The 15,495-nt window shown below is 72.3% G+C and carries 15 protein-coding genes; 2 read left to right on the forward strand and 13 right to left on the reverse strand.

The window, feature by feature from the left end; translation table 11 throughout:
* Positions 1-24: 24 nt before the first annotated feature.
* The 3 genes from ACRQ4C_RS13250 to ACRQ4C_RS13260 are packed head-to-tail and all read right to left on the reverse strand — an operon-like array spanning position 25 to position 1,196.
* The gene (locus ACRQ4C_RS13250) at positions 25-456 is read right to left on the reverse strand and encodes a cupin domain-containing protein (RefSeq protein WP_439688952.1); all 432 of its coding nucleotides are present in this window, start codon (positions 454-456) and stop codon (positions 25-27) included.
* Between the two features lie 21 nt (positions 457-477).
* Positions 478-861 (reverse strand): DUF2255 family protein, encoded by a 384-nt coding sequence (locus ACRQ4C_RS13255; protein WP_439688954.1) that lies wholly within the window; start codon positions 859-861, stop codon positions 478-480.
* On the reverse strand, positions 858-1,196 hold the full coding sequence (locus ACRQ4C_RS13260) for a carboxymuconolactone decarboxylase family protein (protein WP_439688955.1): 339 nt from the start codon (positions 1,194-1,196) through the stop codon (positions 858-860). Before ACRQ4C_RS13260 ends, ACRQ4C_RS13255 begins: the two co-directional genes overlap by 4 nt.
* 129 nt (positions 1,197-1,325) lie before the next feature.
* Between ACRQ4C_RS13260 and ACRQ4C_RS13265 the strand changes: the two genes are divergently transcribed.
* The gene (locus tag ACRQ4C_RS13265) at positions 1,326-2,504 is read left to right on the forward strand and encodes an MFS transporter (protein WP_439688957.1); all 1,179 of its coding nucleotides are present in this window, start codon (positions 1,326-1,328) and stop codon (positions 2,502-2,504) included.
* A gap of 68 nt (positions 2,505-2,572) precedes the next feature.
* Here the strand turns inward: ACRQ4C_RS13265 and ACRQ4C_RS13270 are convergent, their stop codons facing one another.
* A complete protein-coding gene (locus tag ACRQ4C_RS13270) occupies positions 2,573-3,259 on the reverse strand; it encodes a hypothetical protein (protein WP_439688958.1) in 687 nt (228 codons plus the stop codon).
* A gap of 76 nt (positions 3,260-3,335) precedes the next feature.
* Between ACRQ4C_RS13270 and ACRQ4C_RS13275 the strand changes: the two genes are divergently transcribed.
* Positions 3,336-3,500: a hypothetical protein gene (locus ACRQ4C_RS13275; protein ID WP_439688959.1), complete on the forward strand. Its 165-nt coding sequence runs from the start codon at positions 3,336-3,338 to the stop codon at positions 3,498-3,500.
* A gap of 21 nt (positions 3,501-3,521) precedes the next feature.
* On the opposite strand, the gene ACRQ4C_RS13280 is transcribed toward ACRQ4C_RS13275, so the two are convergent.
* From ACRQ4C_RS13280 to ACRQ4C_RS13320, 9 genes are all read right to left on the reverse strand, one after another.
* On the reverse strand, positions 3,522-4,520 hold the full coding sequence (locus ACRQ4C_RS13280; protein WP_290131016.1) for an ABC transporter permease: 999 nt from the start codon (positions 4,518-4,520) through the stop codon (positions 3,522-3,524).
* Positions 4,517-5,455 (reverse strand): ABC transporter permease, encoded by a 939-nt coding sequence (locus ACRQ4C_RS13285; RefSeq protein WP_290131015.1) that lies wholly within the window; start codon positions 5,453-5,455, stop codon positions 4,517-4,519. The genes ACRQ4C_RS13280 and ACRQ4C_RS13285 overlap by 4 nt, the downstream gene beginning before the upstream one ends.
* Positions 5,452-7,218 (reverse strand): dipeptide ABC transporter ATP-binding protein, encoded by a 1,767-nt coding sequence (locus tag ACRQ4C_RS13290; protein WP_439688961.1) that lies wholly within the window; start codon positions 7,216-7,218, stop codon positions 5,452-5,454. The genes ACRQ4C_RS13285 and ACRQ4C_RS13290 overlap by 4 nt, the downstream gene beginning before the upstream one ends.
* The gene (locus ACRQ4C_RS13295) at positions 7,215-8,879 is read right to left on the reverse strand and encodes an ABC transporter substrate-binding protein (protein WP_439688962.1); all 1,665 of its coding nucleotides are present in this window, start codon (positions 8,877-8,879) and stop codon (positions 7,215-7,217) included. The genes ACRQ4C_RS13290 and ACRQ4C_RS13295 overlap by 4 nt, the downstream gene beginning before the upstream one ends.
* Before the next feature lie 238 nt (positions 8,880-9,117).
* On the reverse strand, positions 9,118-9,984 hold the full coding sequence (locus ACRQ4C_RS13300; RefSeq protein WP_439688963.1) for a cation-transporting ATPase: 867 nt from the start codon (positions 9,982-9,984) through the stop codon (positions 9,118-9,120).
* 93 nt (positions 9,985-10,077) lie between these two features.
* Positions 10,078-11,328 carry an FAD-binding protein gene (locus ACRQ4C_RS13305; protein ID WP_439690908.1) on the reverse strand — a complete coding sequence of 417 codons (1,251 nt, stop codon included), beginning with the start codon at positions 11,326-11,328 and terminating at the stop codon, positions 10,078-10,080.
* Between the two features lie 19 nt (positions 11,329-11,347).
* The gene (gene araA, locus ACRQ4C_RS13310) at positions 11,348-12,874 is read right to left on the reverse strand and encodes an L-arabinose isomerase (RefSeq protein WP_439688965.1); all 1,527 of its coding nucleotides are present in this window, start codon (positions 12,872-12,874) and stop codon (positions 11,348-11,350) included.
* Complete coding sequence (locus ACRQ4C_RS13315; protein WP_439688966.1) at positions 12,871-13,581, reverse strand: L-ribulose-5-phosphate 4-epimerase; 711 nt, start codon at positions 13,579-13,581, stop codon at positions 12,871-12,873. Before ACRQ4C_RS13315 ends, araA begins: the two co-directional genes overlap by 4 nt.
* The gene (locus ACRQ4C_RS13320) at positions 13,578-15,383 is read right to left on the reverse strand and encodes an FGGY-family carbohydrate kinase (protein ID WP_439688967.1); all 1,806 of its coding nucleotides are present in this window, start codon (positions 15,381-15,383) and stop codon (positions 13,578-13,580) included. The genes ACRQ4C_RS13315 and ACRQ4C_RS13320 overlap by 4 nt, the downstream gene beginning before the upstream one ends.
* Positions 15,384-15,495 lie beyond the last annotated feature (112 nt).

The raw sequence follows: 15,495 nt of genomic DNA on the forward strand, positions 1-15,495 counted from the left end.
CGATCCCGCCGTCCGTCGGCGCGGTCAGTCCTCGTCGGCCCCGGGCAGCGCGCCGTACTCCTCGTCCGTCACCCGCTCGAGCCACTCGTTGCGGACCCCCTCGCCGGGCGTGATGAACGCCAGGTGCGAGAACCACGAGTCGGCTTTCGCCCCGTGCCAGTGCTTCGTCCCGGCGGGGACGCGGACGGCGGTGCCCGGTGTCAGACTGACCGGGTCGGAGCCCTCGGCCTGGTACGACCCGGAGCCAGCGGTGCAGATCAGGACCTGGTCGCCGCCGCCGTCCTGACCGTGGTGCACGTGCCAGTCGTTGCGGCAGCCGGGCTCGAAGGTGATGTTGTTCACCGGGACGCCGCCGTCGACCACGGGGGCGTTGAAGCTCCGCCCGGTGAAGTACTGCGCGAACGCGTCGTTCGGCTCCCCGGTCGGGAAGGGCTGCTGGAAGGTGGTCTCGGTCATCGTGTTCGTCTCCGGTCGGCGTCAGGCGGGGTCGCGCGGGGTGATCTCGACGGTCGCGGCTCGGGGTCCGGCCGCGACCATCGGGGGGAGGTAGGGACTGCCGGCGTACTTCTCCTCGTACGCGGCGTCGATGCGGGTGCCGAGGTCGGGGTCGTCGACGGCCGTGAAGACGACGTCGTTCGTGGCGCCATCGGCGGTGATCGTCCCCGCCCGCTGCGCGAGCGCCGCCCAGTACCACTTCCCGGATCTGCCGTTCCAGGCGCGGACGAAGACCCGGCCGCCGACGACGACCGACCAGATCCAGGTCGGCGTCCCGGGCGTCCGGCCGTCGGGTCGGAACGGGGCGATGTGGAGGTCGTCCGTCGTGGCGATCCGCTGCACGGTATCGGCGGGCCAGGCGCTCACCGGTCGTTCTCCACGATGTCCTTGAGCACGGTGGTGGCGGCCATGCCGTTGGGCCACCCGGTGTAGAACGCCAGCTGCAGCAGGGCTTCCCGCAGCTCGTCGTCGGTCACGCCGTTCTGCCGCGCGAAGGCGAGGTGGAACCGCAGCTGGTCGGTCTTCCCGAGCGCGGTCAGCGCCGAGATGGTGACCAGGCTGCGGTCACGCTTGGAGAGCCCAGCGCGCTCCCAGACCTCGTCGAAGAGCACTGCGTCGGTGTAGTGCACCATCCCGGAGGCGAAGTCCCCGAAGGCGTCCCTGCCGCCGGTCCATCCGGTCTGCTCGTCGTCGGTCGTCATGTGGTCCTCCCGTGGTCGTCGGTACCGGTCCATGCAACGGCGCACCTGCGTGCGGCGTGAGGTTCCCCGTAGACGGGGTCCGGCAGACCCTCTCTCCCGCGTCGCGGCCGTCCCTACGGTGGGAGGACGATGCACGCACCCGCCGACCTCCGAGACGACCTCCGTCCCTCCGCCACACCGGACCGACTGCCGATCGTCGTGCCGGTGCTGGCGGTCGGCACGTTCCTCATGATCACGACCGAGTTCGTCGTCGCCGGCATCCTCCCCGAGGTCGCCACCGACCTCGGGGTCACGCTCGGCCGCGCGGGCCTCCTCATCACCGTCTTCGCCGTCGGGATGATCGTCGGGTCGCCCCTCATGACGCTGCTCACCATCCGGCTGCCGAAGCGCCTCGCGCTCCTGTTGGCCCTGGCCCTGTTCGCCACCGCGTTCGCGACCGGCGCGTTCTGGTCGGTGGCCTCCGTGGTCGCAGCTCGAGCTGCCGGGCCCAGGCTCGGGTCGCGGGCGCAGGGCGTCGTCGGTGCGGGCGGCTCGCTCGGCACCGTCCTCGGGGTGCCGCTCGGGGCGTTCCTCGCGCAGGCCGTCGGGTGGCGTGGGACCTTCTGGGCCATCGCCGCCGCCGCGGTCGTCCTCGCGGCGCTGGTCGCACGGTTCGTCCCGCACGCGACCGGAGCGGCCGAGCATACCTCGATCCGCGGGGAGTTCTCGGGGCTGCGCTCTGCGCGGCTCTGGTGGACCCTCCTCGCCTGCGTGACGACCACCGGAGGGGTGGTCGCCGCCTACTCGTACATCGCACCGCTGCTCAGCGACCGGGCCGGCGTCCCCGCACAGTTCGTCCCGGTGGTGCTCACCGTGTTCGGCGTCGGCTCCTTCATCGGGACGCTCCTCGGCGGACGCTTCGGCGATGCCCGACCCGGGCTGGTCACGATCGTGACCCCGGCAGCGAGTGTCGTCCTGCTCCTGCTGATCGGACTGGTCGCCGGCCAACCGCTCGTCACCGCGGTCCTCGTCGGCGTGCTCGGCCTGTTCGGGCTGAGCGCGAACGGCGTGCTCATCAACACCGCGGTGCACGCCGCCGGCAGCGCGGCACCCCTCGGGGCGGCCCTCACCGTGTCGGCGTTCAACCTGGGCACCGCCATCGGGACCTCGATCGTCGGCGCGATGCTCACCGTCACCGGCGTCGCCGGTCCCGCGCTGATCGGGGCCGGCATCGTCGCCCTGACGCTCGTCCCCGTGGTCGTGATCGCGGTCGGCGCCGACCGGCGCCCGACCGCGCACCGCGCGCCGCACTCGATGTCCGTGGACTGACCACGCGCGCCGCCCGCCGGGGCGATCCGTGCCTCCGGGCCGACCGTTCCTGGTCGTCGACCGACGGGTCAGTCTTCGGGCAGTCCCAGTTTCGATCCGCGAGGGTCGCGGTTGCGCTGCGGTGGCGCCGGTGGTGGTGACGCTGACGGGAGCTGCGCAGCGCGGTCGCGCGCGGCATCCGCACGTCCCGCAGCGACGACCGTCGCGACGAAGGTGCCGGACTGCAGCGCTGCGAAGACCGGCGGGATGAGCCACAGCGTGAGCCGGTCGGCGGTGGCGAGGCCAGAGACGAGGAACGCCACCCAAGCGAGCAGCCAGCCGATCGGGATCCAGACCGATCGAGCCGTCGCGACGACGGCGGTCTCGATCGACAGCTCGGCGCGCGCAGTGACCTCGTCGCGGTCCTCGGTCATCATCGCCGGCGGGTGCGCCGCGAACTGACGAGTGATCCGATCGTCGCGACGCCAATCACCGAGCGGCTGCCGCGCCGATCTCCCTGAGCGACGGCCGACGCCGAGGAATGCGGCGACGACACAGCCGGCCCCCGCCGCGAGGAGCACGACCGCAACGACGTCTCGCAACAGCCCCCCGTCGAACAGCCCCCACAGACGATCCGCGACGACGAGGAACGCGCCGACCCCCGTCGCCACGACGCCGCCGACCACGGTCCGCCGCCGGACGCGCCGTGGGTCGAGGAACTCCGAACGGTGCGCGCGGACGGCCTTCCATCCTCTGACGAAGCCGTCGTTGCTCATCTGTCGATACTGCTCCCGTTGCAGCGTGCGCGGTCGAGCGCCGCCCGTCGGAGGGTCGTGGTGGCACACTCCAGGCATGGGAGTCCACGGTTGGCTGGTGGCGGTCGTGCTCGGCGCGGCCGCGTTCGTCGTCGGGCTCGTCCTGCAGTGCACCGGATCGTGGCACGTCGGGCTCGCGGTCTTGATGGTGGGCGTGATCGTCGGGGTCCTCGGCGGCGCCGCCCGCCCGCGCCGCCGCTGATGGCCGCCGCGTCCGGACGGCTTACGCCCGGCGCCGCACCCGCGGGTCGACGAACGCGTAGACGATGTCCACGATCATGTTCGCGACGACGATGAGCATCGCCGAGAACAGCGTGAAGCCGACGACCACCTGCAGGTCGAGGGTGTGCACCGCGTCGATGAGGAGCGCCCCGAGGCCCTGCATCGAGAACACCTTCTCGGTGATGACCGCACCGCCGAGGAGCGAACCGAGGTCGAGTCCGAACAGGGTCACCACGGGCAGGATCGCCGTCCGGAGCCCGTGCCGCACGACGACCTGGCGTTCGCGGAGGCCCTTCGCGCGGGCGGTCCTGACGAAGTCCTGCGACATCGACTCGAGCATCTCCCCCCGGGTGAGCCGGGCGTAGATCGCGGCACTGATGAACGCGAGGACGCACCACGGCAGGACCAGGTGCGTGAACCAGCCCACGGGGTCGTCGGTGAAGGCCACGTAGCCACTCGTCGGCAGGACGCCCAGCACGAAGCCGAACAGCAGGATCGCGAGAAGCCCGATGAGGTACGACGGCGAGGACACACCGGCGACCGCGACGGTCATCACCGCGCGGTCCACGAAGGTCCCACGGCGCAGTGCTGAGACCGCCCCGCCGACGACCCCGGCGACGAGCCAGAGCAGCGCGGCCCCGACGGCGATCGACGCGGTGACGGGCAGGCGCGACAGGATCAGGTCGGTGACGTTCTCGTGCAGCTGGAACGAGTACCCGAAGCACGGCGCGGCGCAGTTGATGACCGACGCCCCGGAGCCGAAGGTCCGACCGGCGAAGATCCCGGCGAGGTACGCCCCGAACTGCGCGAGCCACGGCTTGTCGGTGCCGAGGAACGCCTGCACCTCGCGGAGCCGGTCCGGCGTGCAGGGCTTGTCGCAGATCGCGCGCGCCGGGTTCGTCGGCAGCAGCAGGAACAGCGCGTAGGTGATCGCGGCGACGACGAGCAGGACGACGACGGCACCGAGGACACGGACCGCGATGAAGCGCAGGGTGGTCACCGGGCACCTCCACGGGGGTCGAGGGCGTCGCGGAGCGCATCGCCGAGCACGTTGAACGCGAGGGTGACGAGGAACAGCGCGGCGCCGGGGAAGACGAGGTACATCGGGTCGGTCTGCACCCACCCGATCGCGTCGCCGATGCTCCGACCCCACGAGGGCGTCGGCGGGGTGACCCCGACGGCGAGGAAGGACAGTGCGGCCTCGGCGCCGATCATCGACGGGATCGAGATCGTCGCGTAGACCGTGATGGTCGCGGCGAGGTTCGGCAGGAGCTGGGTGCGGATGACGTGCCAGCGACCGGCACCCATCGCGGTGGATGCCACGACGTAGTTCCGCGTCACGAGCGACAGGGTCTGCCCCCGGACGACGCGCGCGACGGCCGGCCAGCCGAAGAACCCGATGACGAGGACCACGAGCACCGGCTTCGGGAACGACGTCGGCACGATGGCGGTCAGGGCGATCATGAACACGAGCGACGGGAAGCCGAAGATGACGTCGACGATCCGGGAGAGCACCCGGTCGTACCAGCCCCCGAAGAACCCCGTGGTGACGCCGACGAGCACGCCGATGACGATCGACAGCGCTGTGGCGGCGAGACCGATCCCGAGCGAGGTCCGCGCGCCGTACGTCACGATCGCGAAGAGGTCGCGGCCGGTGAGCGGCTCGACGCCGAACCAGTGCGTCCCGCTCACACCCCCGAGTGCGCCGCGGGGCGCGCCGAAGTCGTTGAGCGCGTCCACGTGGTACTTGTAGGGATCCTGCCCGCTGATCGCGGCGATGAGCGGCGCGGCGATCGCGACCACCACGAACACGGCGATGAGGACGGCGGAGGCGACCGCCCAGCGGTCCTGCCGGACGCGACGGACGACGGCCCGGAAGCCGGTGCTCCGGCCGGCGGACGCGGCGACCGGACGGTCGACGACGTTGGCGGTCACGACGCCACCCCTTCCCACGCGCGCCACGCCTCGCGACGCTCGGCCTGCCGCACGGGGTCGGCGACCGGCGCCGCCGCGAGGAGCATGCGCGTGTAGTCCTGCTGCGGGTCGTCGAGCACGGCCTCGGTGCGGCCGTGTTCGACGATGCGGCCGTCGTGGAGGACGACGACCTCGTCGGCGAGCTGCCGGACGACGGCGAGGTCGTGGCTGACGAGCAGCATCCCGAACCCGAACTCGTCCTGCAGCGTGGCGAGCAGGTCGAGCACGGCGGCCTGCACCGTCACGTCGAGCGCACTCGTGGGCTCGTCCGCGATCACGACCGCGGGCCGGAGCGCGAGGGCACGAGCGACCGCGACACGCTGCCGCTGGCCACCGGAGAGCTGGTGCGGGAAGCGTTCGGCCCACGACGGGTCGAGCTGCACCGCCCGGAGCAGCTCGCCCACGCGCTCCCGACGGTCGGCGTCCGAGCGCGGGTCGTGCACGAGGAGCGGCTCGGTGATGCTCCAGCCGATCGTCTGCCGCGGGTTGAGCGAGGACGCCGGGTCCTGGAAGACGATGCCGACGCGGCTGCGGAGCTCCCGCAGGCGCTTCCCCCGTGCGGTCCGGAGGTCGCTACCGTCCACCTCGACGCTGCCGTCGACGACGGGGACGAGCCCAGCGAGCGCACGGCCGATCGTGGACTTGCCGGACCCCGACTCCCCCACGAGACCGACGGTGCCGCCGGCGTGCAGCTCGAGGTCGATCCCCGAGACGGTCGACTCGCCGCGGCGTGCGTATCGCACGGCGACGTCGCGCAGGCGCGCCACCACCGGCCGGGAGGCACGGCTCGCGTCGCCGCCGTCGGCATCCGTCGCGGGGGTGCCCGGCCGGGCATCCTGCGGGTCCGCCGCTGACGAGGCGGGGGCGATCCGTCCCTCTCCCCGCGGACTCGGCCGCCCCGCCGCTCCGCAGGCTCCGCCGCGCGCCGGAACCGGTCCGAGGGGGCCCAGTGCGGGGACCGCGGCGAGGAGCTCGCGCGTGTAGTCCGCCTGCGGACGCGCGAAGACGTCGGCGACGCTCCCCCGCTCGACGGGGTCGCCGCGACGCATGACGAGCACCTCGTCGGCGACGTCCGCGACCACGCCCATGTCGTGCGTGATGAGCAGGACGGCGAGCGACCGCTCGCGACCGAGGGTGCGGAGCAGGTCGAGGATGCCCGCCTGCACGGTGACGTCGAGCGCCGTCGTCGGTTCGTCGGCGATGAGCGCCACCGGGTCGCCCGCGAGCGCCATCGCGATCATCGCGCGCTGCAGCTGGCCGCCCGAGAGCTCGTGCGGGTAGGCCTTCCGGATCCGCTCGGGTTCCCGGAGTCCGGCGGACCGGAGCAGTTCGTCGACACGGGTCGAGACGCCCGCACGGTCGAGACCGGTCGGGTGCGCCCGCACGGCCTCGGCGATCTGCGTGCCGATCGTCAGGACCGGGGTGAACGAGTTCATCGGTTCCTGGAACACCACGCCGATGCCGGCGCCGCGGACGGCACGCAGGTGCTCCGCGTCGGCGCCGATGAGCTCCTCGCCGCGGAAGCGGGCGCTGCCGGACACCCGCGCCTCGGGTGGGAGCAGGCCGAGCAGGCTCATGGCGGAGACCGACTTGCCCGACCCGGACTCCCCCACGAGGGCGAGCACCCGGCCGGGCGTCAGGGTGAACGAGACGTCACGGACGACGGGCTCCGCGTCGCCGAACGCGACGTGGAGCCCCTCGACCTCGAGCAGCGGGTCGATCACTGCTTCAGCGACACCGTGAGGTAGTTCGGGTACGCCGGGAAGTCCGCGATGCGGAAGTTCTCCACGTTCGAGCCGGCCAGGAAGGACTGCTTCGCGTACATCAGCGGGACGACGGGAGCGTCCTCCATGATCTTGCGGTCGGCCTGCGCCCAGAGCTTCTGCGCGTCGCTCTGGTCGACCGTCGCGCTCGCCTCCTTGATGAGGGCGTCCACCTCGGGGTTGCTGTACTTCGAGATGTTGTAGCCACCGCCACCGATCTGCGAGGAGTCGTACAGCGGCTGGAGGTTGGCGTTCGCGCTCGGGAAGTCCGGCTGCCAGCTCGAGAGCGACAGGTCGAAGTCCGTGCCGTTCGTCGTCGCCTGGTTGAACGAGTCGTCGTCGAGCGGCTTGAGCGTCACGGTGATCCCGGCGCGCTTGAGCCCCGCCTGCAGGGCCTGGGCCTGCGCCAGCGTGGAGGAGTCGTTCGGCGTCACCAGGGTGAGCTTGAGGTTGCTGACCCCTGCTTCCTTCAGGAGCGACTTCGCCTTGTCGACGTCGCCCGTGGCGCCTGTCTTGTACAGGTCGTAGTCCTGGCGACCGGCGATGCCCGGCGTGATGAGCGTCGAGGCGTACGTGCCGGCGATCGCGCCTCCGGCGGCGATGCGGAACGACTTGCGGTCGACCGCGTACTGCAGGGCCTGGCGGACCTTGAGGTCCTTGAGGTCACCGCGCTGGGTGTTGATCGCCATGTAGGTGATCGGGCCGGCCTTCGACGTGGCCAGGCGGTCCTGCGCGGCCGGGTTCGAGCGCACCTGGTTGAGCTCGGCCGCACCGAGGTAGATCGCACCGAAGGAGTCCTTCGCGTCACCGTTGTCGGCGATCAGCGTCTGCGTGACCGTCGACGGGTCCTGGCTCTCCTTGAACACGACCTTCGACGGGCCCGCGGTGCGGACGGAGTCGGTCTTCTCGCTCCAGTACTTGTTGCGGACGAGCGTGACCTGCGACCCCTGCGTGTTCGACTGCACCTGGTACGGGCCGGACGACACCGGCTTGAGGTCGTACTGTCCGGTGTTCGTGCCCTCGCCCTCCGGCACCGGCGCGAACGCCGGCATCGACGCGATCCACGGCCAGTCGCCGTAGGCCGCGTTGAGCTTGAAGACGATCGTCTTGTCGTTCGGGGTCTCGATGCTGTCGAGCGTCTTGCCGTCGAACGGTCCCTTGTACGAGTCGCCGCCCACGAGGAGCGACTTGTGGTAGCTCAGGCCACCGGTGAGCGTCGGCGCGAACGAGCGCTCGATGCCCCACTTGATGTCCTTCGTGGTGATCGGCGACCCGTCCTGGAACTTCAGGCCGTCCTTGAGCGTGTAGGTCCAGGTCTTGCCGTCGTCGCTGACCTTGCCCGTGGTCGTCGCGAGGTCCGGGACGACCTTGGCGGTCTTGCCGGGCTCGACGTCCCACGTGGTGAGGCGGCGGGCGACGAGCGCCATCGACGTGATGCCGAGGCTCTGGCTCGTCGCGGGGTCGAGGTGGAACGCGGTCTGCGTCGTGAGGATGTTGAGGGTGCCGCCCTTGGCGGTGCCGCTGGCGTCGTCCGACGATCCCCCGCCCGAGCAGGCGGTGAGCGCGAGTGCTGCTGCGACGGCGACCGCCGCGGTGGTGATCAGGCGCGTGGGGCGTCTCATGACGGTGCTGCTCCTCGTGGGGTGTGGGTGGCGCACGCGCGTGGGGTGGGCGTGCCGCTGGCCGGTGTCGGGCGCTCCGGCGGCGTCCATCCTGGCACCGCGGGCCTCGGCCGGCCGAATCTCGCGCACGACGGACGTCGCACGACGTAACGGTCCAATCGTCGTGCGACGTCACGCATTCCCGATGCGCACACATCGATCCCGCGACGCGAGACTCGGCGTCCGCGCCCCACCCGGGTCAGCGGTCGAACAGGCCGCCGAGGAAGTCGTTCCCGAGGTTCGACGCCTGCTCGCCGAGGCCCGACGCCTGCTCGCCGAAGCCGCCGAGCAGCTGCTCGCCGTCGCCGAGCAGTCCCTGTGCACCCTCGCCGAGGTCCGCGAGACCCGTGTCCGCGAGCCCGAGGTCGCCGATCCCCGACGCGATCCCCTCGAAGTCGACGCCCGAGCCGACGGCCTCGGCGAGGACCGGCCCCGCCGCGGCACTCATCACCGCTGCCCCGGCGACCGCGACACCGATGCCGCCGATGGCCATCGCACCGGCACCCATCGCGGCTCCCCCGGCGAACGCACCGCCCCTGCCACCGAGGACACGGCGCAGGAGACCCGGGCGCTGGACCTCGCCCCGGGTCGCGGCACGGGCGAGTCCGGCGGCCGAGTCGTCGCGCAGGTGCTCGTTCGGCGGGAGCTGCGAGTTCAGCCGGTTGCGGATCTCCTGCCGCTGCCCGGGGGTGAGCCGCGCGAAGGCGTCGTGGTGGACCTGCTCGAGGCGCTCCGGCGGGGCCGTGCGGAGCAGGTAGTCGTACTTCGCGATGGCCACCTTGTCGGCGTCGACCGGACCGCGCTGCTGCCCGTGCGTTCGCGGCTGCGGCTGCGGCTGCGGCTGCGTGACCTGCTGTCCGTAGTGCTGCGGTGCCGGGGGCTGCTGGGGCTGACGGCCCCGGTCGTCGCCCGTGAGCTTGTCCGCCGCCGACCGGACGACGTCACGCCAGTCGGTCCCCCCGGACGACGTTGCTCCGTTGCTCGGGGCGCCCGCCTGCCCGCGCTTGCCCAGCTGCTTGTCGATGACCTTCGAGGCCATCCCGAGGATGCGGTTGAGGTTCGCCATGACCCAACCTTTGTGATCACACATGTGAGCACTCAGCGACCGACCGGTGCGTGCGCCGGACGACTGGTCCCAAACTCCTGGGAGCCGCCGGCCTCAGCTCAGGATGCGCGCGAGGAAGGCGTTCCGGAAGCGTCCGATCGGGTCGAGGTCCCGCGCGAGCGCCGCGAAGTCCCCGAGCCGCGGGTACGCCTCGTGCAGTCGCTCGGCACTCGCGACCGAGACCTTGCCCCAGTGCGGCCGCGGGTCGAACGGGGCCAGGGCCTCCTCGATCCGGTGCACCGCGGCCTCGACCGCCTCCGGCTCACGGCGGAAGGTGAAGTGGATGCCGACCGACTGCCGCTCGGACGACGGGGCGAGCCAGGCGGTGTCGGGCGCGATCGTGCGCACCTCGGCGGCGATGAGGATCGGTGCGAGCACGTCCTGCAACGGGCGCAGCGCCTGCAGTGCGGACACGGCGTGCGAGGCGGGGATCAGGTACTCCGACTGGATCTCCGCCCCGGTCGAGGGGGTGAAGGCCGACCGGAAGTGCGGCAGCCGTTCGGACCACGGCCCCGGCACGCCGCCCTGTTCGGTGACGCCGGCCGGGTCGTTCTCGCCGGGGTGCACCGGCCCGGTGGCGGCCCGGGCACCGAGGGCGACGAGGTCGACCGTCGGCGCGGGCTCGTCGACGCGGTGCTTCACCCACACCTGGCGGGCGCCGCGGTCGTCGAACGCCGTGAAGAGCGACACCGAGTAGGCGTCGGACACCACGGCGTCGAAGTGCTCGGTCACGGCCTCCCACGGCAGGTCGAGGAACACGGTCGTCGCGATCTGGAACGACGGCTCGATCGCGAGCTCGACGGTGGTGACGACACCGAGCGCGCCGAGTGCCACCCGGTGGGCGTCGAGCGCGCCGTCCGGGGTCGACGCGTCGACCCGCTCCAGCGAACCGTCGGACCGGACGACCTCGAGGCCGACCACCGCCTGCGCGAGCGACGGGTTACGGACGCCGGAGCCGTGCGTGCCGGTGGCGACCGCCCCTGCCGTGGAGATGTGCGGCAAGGACGCGAGGTTCGCGAGTGCCCAGCCACGGGCCTCCAGGCCGGCCGCGACCTGCGCGTGCGTCGTGCCGGCCGCGACCCGGACGACCCGGCGGTCGCTGTCGACGTCGAGCACGGGCGGGAGCCCAGCGAGCGTCAGCTGCGCGCCGTCGGTGTCGGCGATGCGGTTGAAGGAGTGCTTCGACCCCAGCGCCGTGAGGCGCGGCGTCGCCGCGACGACGCGACGGACCTCGTCGACGGAGGTCGGCGAGAGGATTTCGGACGCCCCGTAGGTGACGTTCCCTGCCCAGTTCGTACGCGTCATCGCGGTCACGGTCACGAGCCTAGAACCCCCGGTCGAGTCGGTGCCAGGTCTGCTGGAGCCGGAGCTCGTCGCGGAAGCCGCGCGCCGTGGTGTGCTCGTCGATGACGAGGAACTCGGTGCCGACCATCGTCGCGAAGTCCTCGACCACCTGCAGGCCGACGGCGGTCGTCATGACGGTGTGGTGGGCGGCGCCCGCGGTGAGCCAGGCCTCCGCGGCGACCGGGAACGACGGGCGCGGCTCCCAGACGGCACGGCCCACGGGCAGGTTCGGCAGCGCCTCCGTGGGCGGCACCACGTCGACGACGTTCGCGGTGAGACGGAAGCCGTCGCGGGTGTCGGAGAGCGCGACCACGACGGCCTCGCCGGCGTCGGCGGTGAAGACCAGGCGCACCGGGTCGTCCTTGCCGCCGATGCCGAGCGGGTGGATCTCGAGGGTCGGCTTCGTGGTGGTGAGCGTCGGCGACACCTCGAGCATGTGCGCGCCGAGGATCTTCTCGGCACCCGGGGTGAGGTCGTACGTGTAGTCCTCCATGAGGGAAGCGCCACCGGGGAGTCCCGCGCCGGCGACGTTCATCGCGCGGACGAGGACCGCCGTCTTCCAGTCGCCCTCGGCGCCGAAGCCGTAGCCGTCGGCCATGAGCCGCTGCACCGCGAGGCCGGGGAGCTGCTTGAGCGTGCCGAGGTCCTCGAAGTTCGTGGTGAACGCGGCGGAGCCGTTCTGCTCGAGGAGGGCACGGAGCCCGAGCTCGATGGCGGCGCCGTCGCGGAGCGCGGCGCGGCGTGCACCGCCGTCGCGCAGGTCGTCCACGACGTCGTACTGCTCGTCGTACTCCGCGACCAACGCGTCCACCGCGGCGGTGTCCGCTGCTGCTGCGTCCACCGCGGCGGCCAGCTCGTTCACCGCCCAGGTGTTCACCTGCACGCCGAGCTCGATCTCCGCCTCGGTCTTGTCGCCCTCGGTCACGGCGACGTAGCGCATGTTGTCGCCGAAGCGGGTCAGCTTGAGTTCGCGGACCGCAGCCGCACCGGCAGCAGCGCGGGTCCAGTTCGCGACGCGGATCTGCACCCGCTCGTCGGACACGTGCCCGACCGCGGTGGCGTGCCGGACACCGAGACGGGCGAGGGCGTAGCCGAACTCGCGGTCGCCGTGCGCGGCCTGGTTGAGGTTCATGAAGTCGAAGTCGATGTCGCTCCACGGCAGCGTGACGTTCGCCTGCGTGTGGAGGTGCAGCAGCGGCTTCGTGAGCGCCTGCAGCCCGCCGATCCACATCTTCGCGGGGCTGAACGTGTGCATCCAGGTGGTCACGCCGATGACCTTGTCGTCGGCGCTGGCCTCGATGAGGGCGCGGCGGATGCCGTCGGCGTCCTTGAGGACCGGCTTCCACACCAGCCTCACCGGCACGTGCGGCGCCAGGGTCTCGTGCACGGCCTTGCTCTGCTGCTCGACCTGACGGAGGGTCTCCTCGCCGTAGAGCCCCTGGGAGCCGGTGAGGAACCAGACCTCGTAGCCCGCCAGCGTTTCGGCGGGGTCGACGACGTGCGTCATGAGAGCGCTCCTTCGGGGTTCTGTCCGTAGACGTTCTGGTAGCGATCGAAGAGTCGATCGATGTTGTCCTGGGCGATGGGGACGACCTCGCCGCCCTGCTTCGCGATGTGCACGGTCCGCGCGACGTCCTCGCACATCACCGCGGCCTTCACGGCGTCCTTCGCGTCGCGCCCGATCGTGAACAGGCCGTGGTTCTGCATGAGCACGGCGCGGCTCCGGTGTCCGCTCAGGGTGTCGACGATGCCGTGCCCGATCGAGTCGTCGCCGATGATCGCGAACGGGCCGACCGGGATCGGACCGCCGAACTCGTCCGCCATCGCCGTGATGACGCACGGGATCTCCTCGGCGCGCGCGGCCCACGCGGTCGCGTACGTCGAGTGGGTGTGCACGACCCCGCCCACCTCGGGCATGTTCCGGTACACGTAGGCGTGCGCCGCGGTGTCGGAGGACGGGCCGTGCGCGTTGCCCCACCCGTCCGCCGGCACGCCGTCGAGGGTGCAGACGACCTGGTTCTCGGGGCGGAGCTCGTCGCTCGACACCCCGCTCGGCTTGATCACGAACAGGTCGGTGCCCGGGACGCGCTCGGACACGTTGCCGCCGGTCCAGATCACCAGGCCGTAGCGGACGAGCTCGCCGTGCAGGGTGGCGACGCGTTCGCGCGCGGCGGCGACGGCCGCCTTCGTCTCGTCGGTGGTCGGGTCCGTCATCGTGTCGGCTCCTTCTCGGTGCGTGCGGCGTCCGCGTGGTCGCTCGGGTCGGCCTGGGCCCCTGCCGCCGGTTCCGGGTCACCGCGCCAGCGGGGATCCGGCCGTGCCGGTGGGGAGAGGCGCGGCTCGGCACCGTCGGCCGGCTCGCCGGGGTCGGTCGGTGCGCTGGTGCGCGTGGCCGCTGCCGCCACGTCCTGGACGGGCAGGGCGGCGCGGTACCGGTCGAGGTAGTCCCGGAAGCCGTCGACGTCGCGCTGGTCGGGCTCGGCGACCTGGACGGCGTCGCCGCGGAACACGGTGTCGGCGAGGAAGTCCGCCAGCGGCCGGTCGGTGTGCTCGAGGTACGCCGCGAGGACCGCGATCCCCCAGGCCCCGCCCTCGCCCGCGGTCTCCTCGAGGGCGACGGGCACGCGGAGGGCGGCGGCGAGCAGGCGCTGCGGCGCACCGGGCGTCCGGAACAGGCCGCCGTGCGCGGTCATCCGGTCGACGGCGACGTGCTCGCCGTGCAGGACCTCCATGCCGATCGCGAGGGTGGCGAAGGCGCCGTGCACCTCGGAGCGGACGAGGTTGCCGAGGGTGAAGCGGGAACCGGGCGTGCGGAGGAGCAGTGGTCGGCCGTCCTCGACGCCGGTCACGGGCTCACCGGCGAGGTAGTTGAAGGACAGCAGGCCGCCGGCGTCCGGGTCGGCGTCCTCGCCCGTTGCTTCGCCGAGCAGGACCGCGTAGACGTCGTCGACGTCGACGGCCGGACCGCCCGTTCGTGCGCTCGTCGCCTCCGCGAACCGCGCGAACACCCGCGCCCACGCGGCGATCTCGCTCGCCCCGTTGTTGCAGTGCACCATCGCCACGGCGTCGCCGGACGGCGTGGTGACCACGTCGAGTTCCTCGTGCGGGGTGCTCAGCGGGCGTTCGAGGACGACCATCGCGAAGATGCTCGTACCGACGCTGACGTTGCCGGTCCGAGGTGCGACGGCGTTCGTCGCGACCATGCCCGTGCCCGCGTCGCCCTCCGGCGGGCAGAACGCCACGCCGGGCTCGAGCGTGCCGGTCGGGTCGAGCCACGCGGCGCCCTCGGCGGTGAGCGCCCCCGCCTCCTCGCCGGCGACGAGCACCTCGGGCAGCAGCGCACGGAGGTCCGGCACCCGCTCGCCGAGCAGGTCCTGCGTGGTCGCGAGCATGCCGGCGTCGTAGTCCCGGTGGCCGGGGTCGCCCGGGGCGCTCTCGACGGGCGCGGAGTCGATCGGGAACAGGCCGCTCGCGTCGCCGACGCCGAGGACGTCCCGGCCGGTGAGGCGACGGTGGACGTACCCGGCGAGCGTCGTGATCCCGGCGATCTGCGCGATGTGCGGCTCGTCGTCGAGGACGGCCTGGGCCAGGTGGGCGATGGACCAGCGCTGCGGGACGTTGAAGTCGAGGGCGGCGCTCAGTCGCTCGGCGGCCGGGCCGGTGGAGGTGTTGCGCCACGTCCGGAAGGGCACGAGCAGCTCGCCGTCCGCGTCGAATGCGAGGTAGCCGTGCATCATCGCGGAGACACCGGCGGCGCGGAAGGTGGTCGGGCGGACGCCGTACTGCCGCTCGACGTCGTCCACCAGGTCGGCGTACGCGGCCCGGAGCCCGGTCTCGACGGCGTCGAGCGGGTAGGTCCACCGGCCGTCGACGTACTCGTTCTCCCACTCGTGGGAGCCGCTCGCGACGGGGCGGAGGTCCTCGTCGACCAGGACGGCCTTGATGCGCGTCGAGCCGAGTTCGATGCCGAGGGTGGTCCGGCCGTCCACGACCTGCCGAGCGGCGTCGTCACCCATGTCGTCCTCCAGACGTCGTCGTCCTGCGTGAGCGCTCACATCCTGGCACGTGAGCGCTCACTCGCGCAACGCGGCGCGCCCCGGGGCCGCCCCGCTTCCTCGAGCGGTCGCG

The organism is Curtobacterium sp. SP.BCp (assembly GCF_051903255.1).
Classification (GTDB): domain Bacteria; phylum Actinomycetota; class Actinomycetes; order Actinomycetales; family Microbacteriaceae; genus Curtobacterium.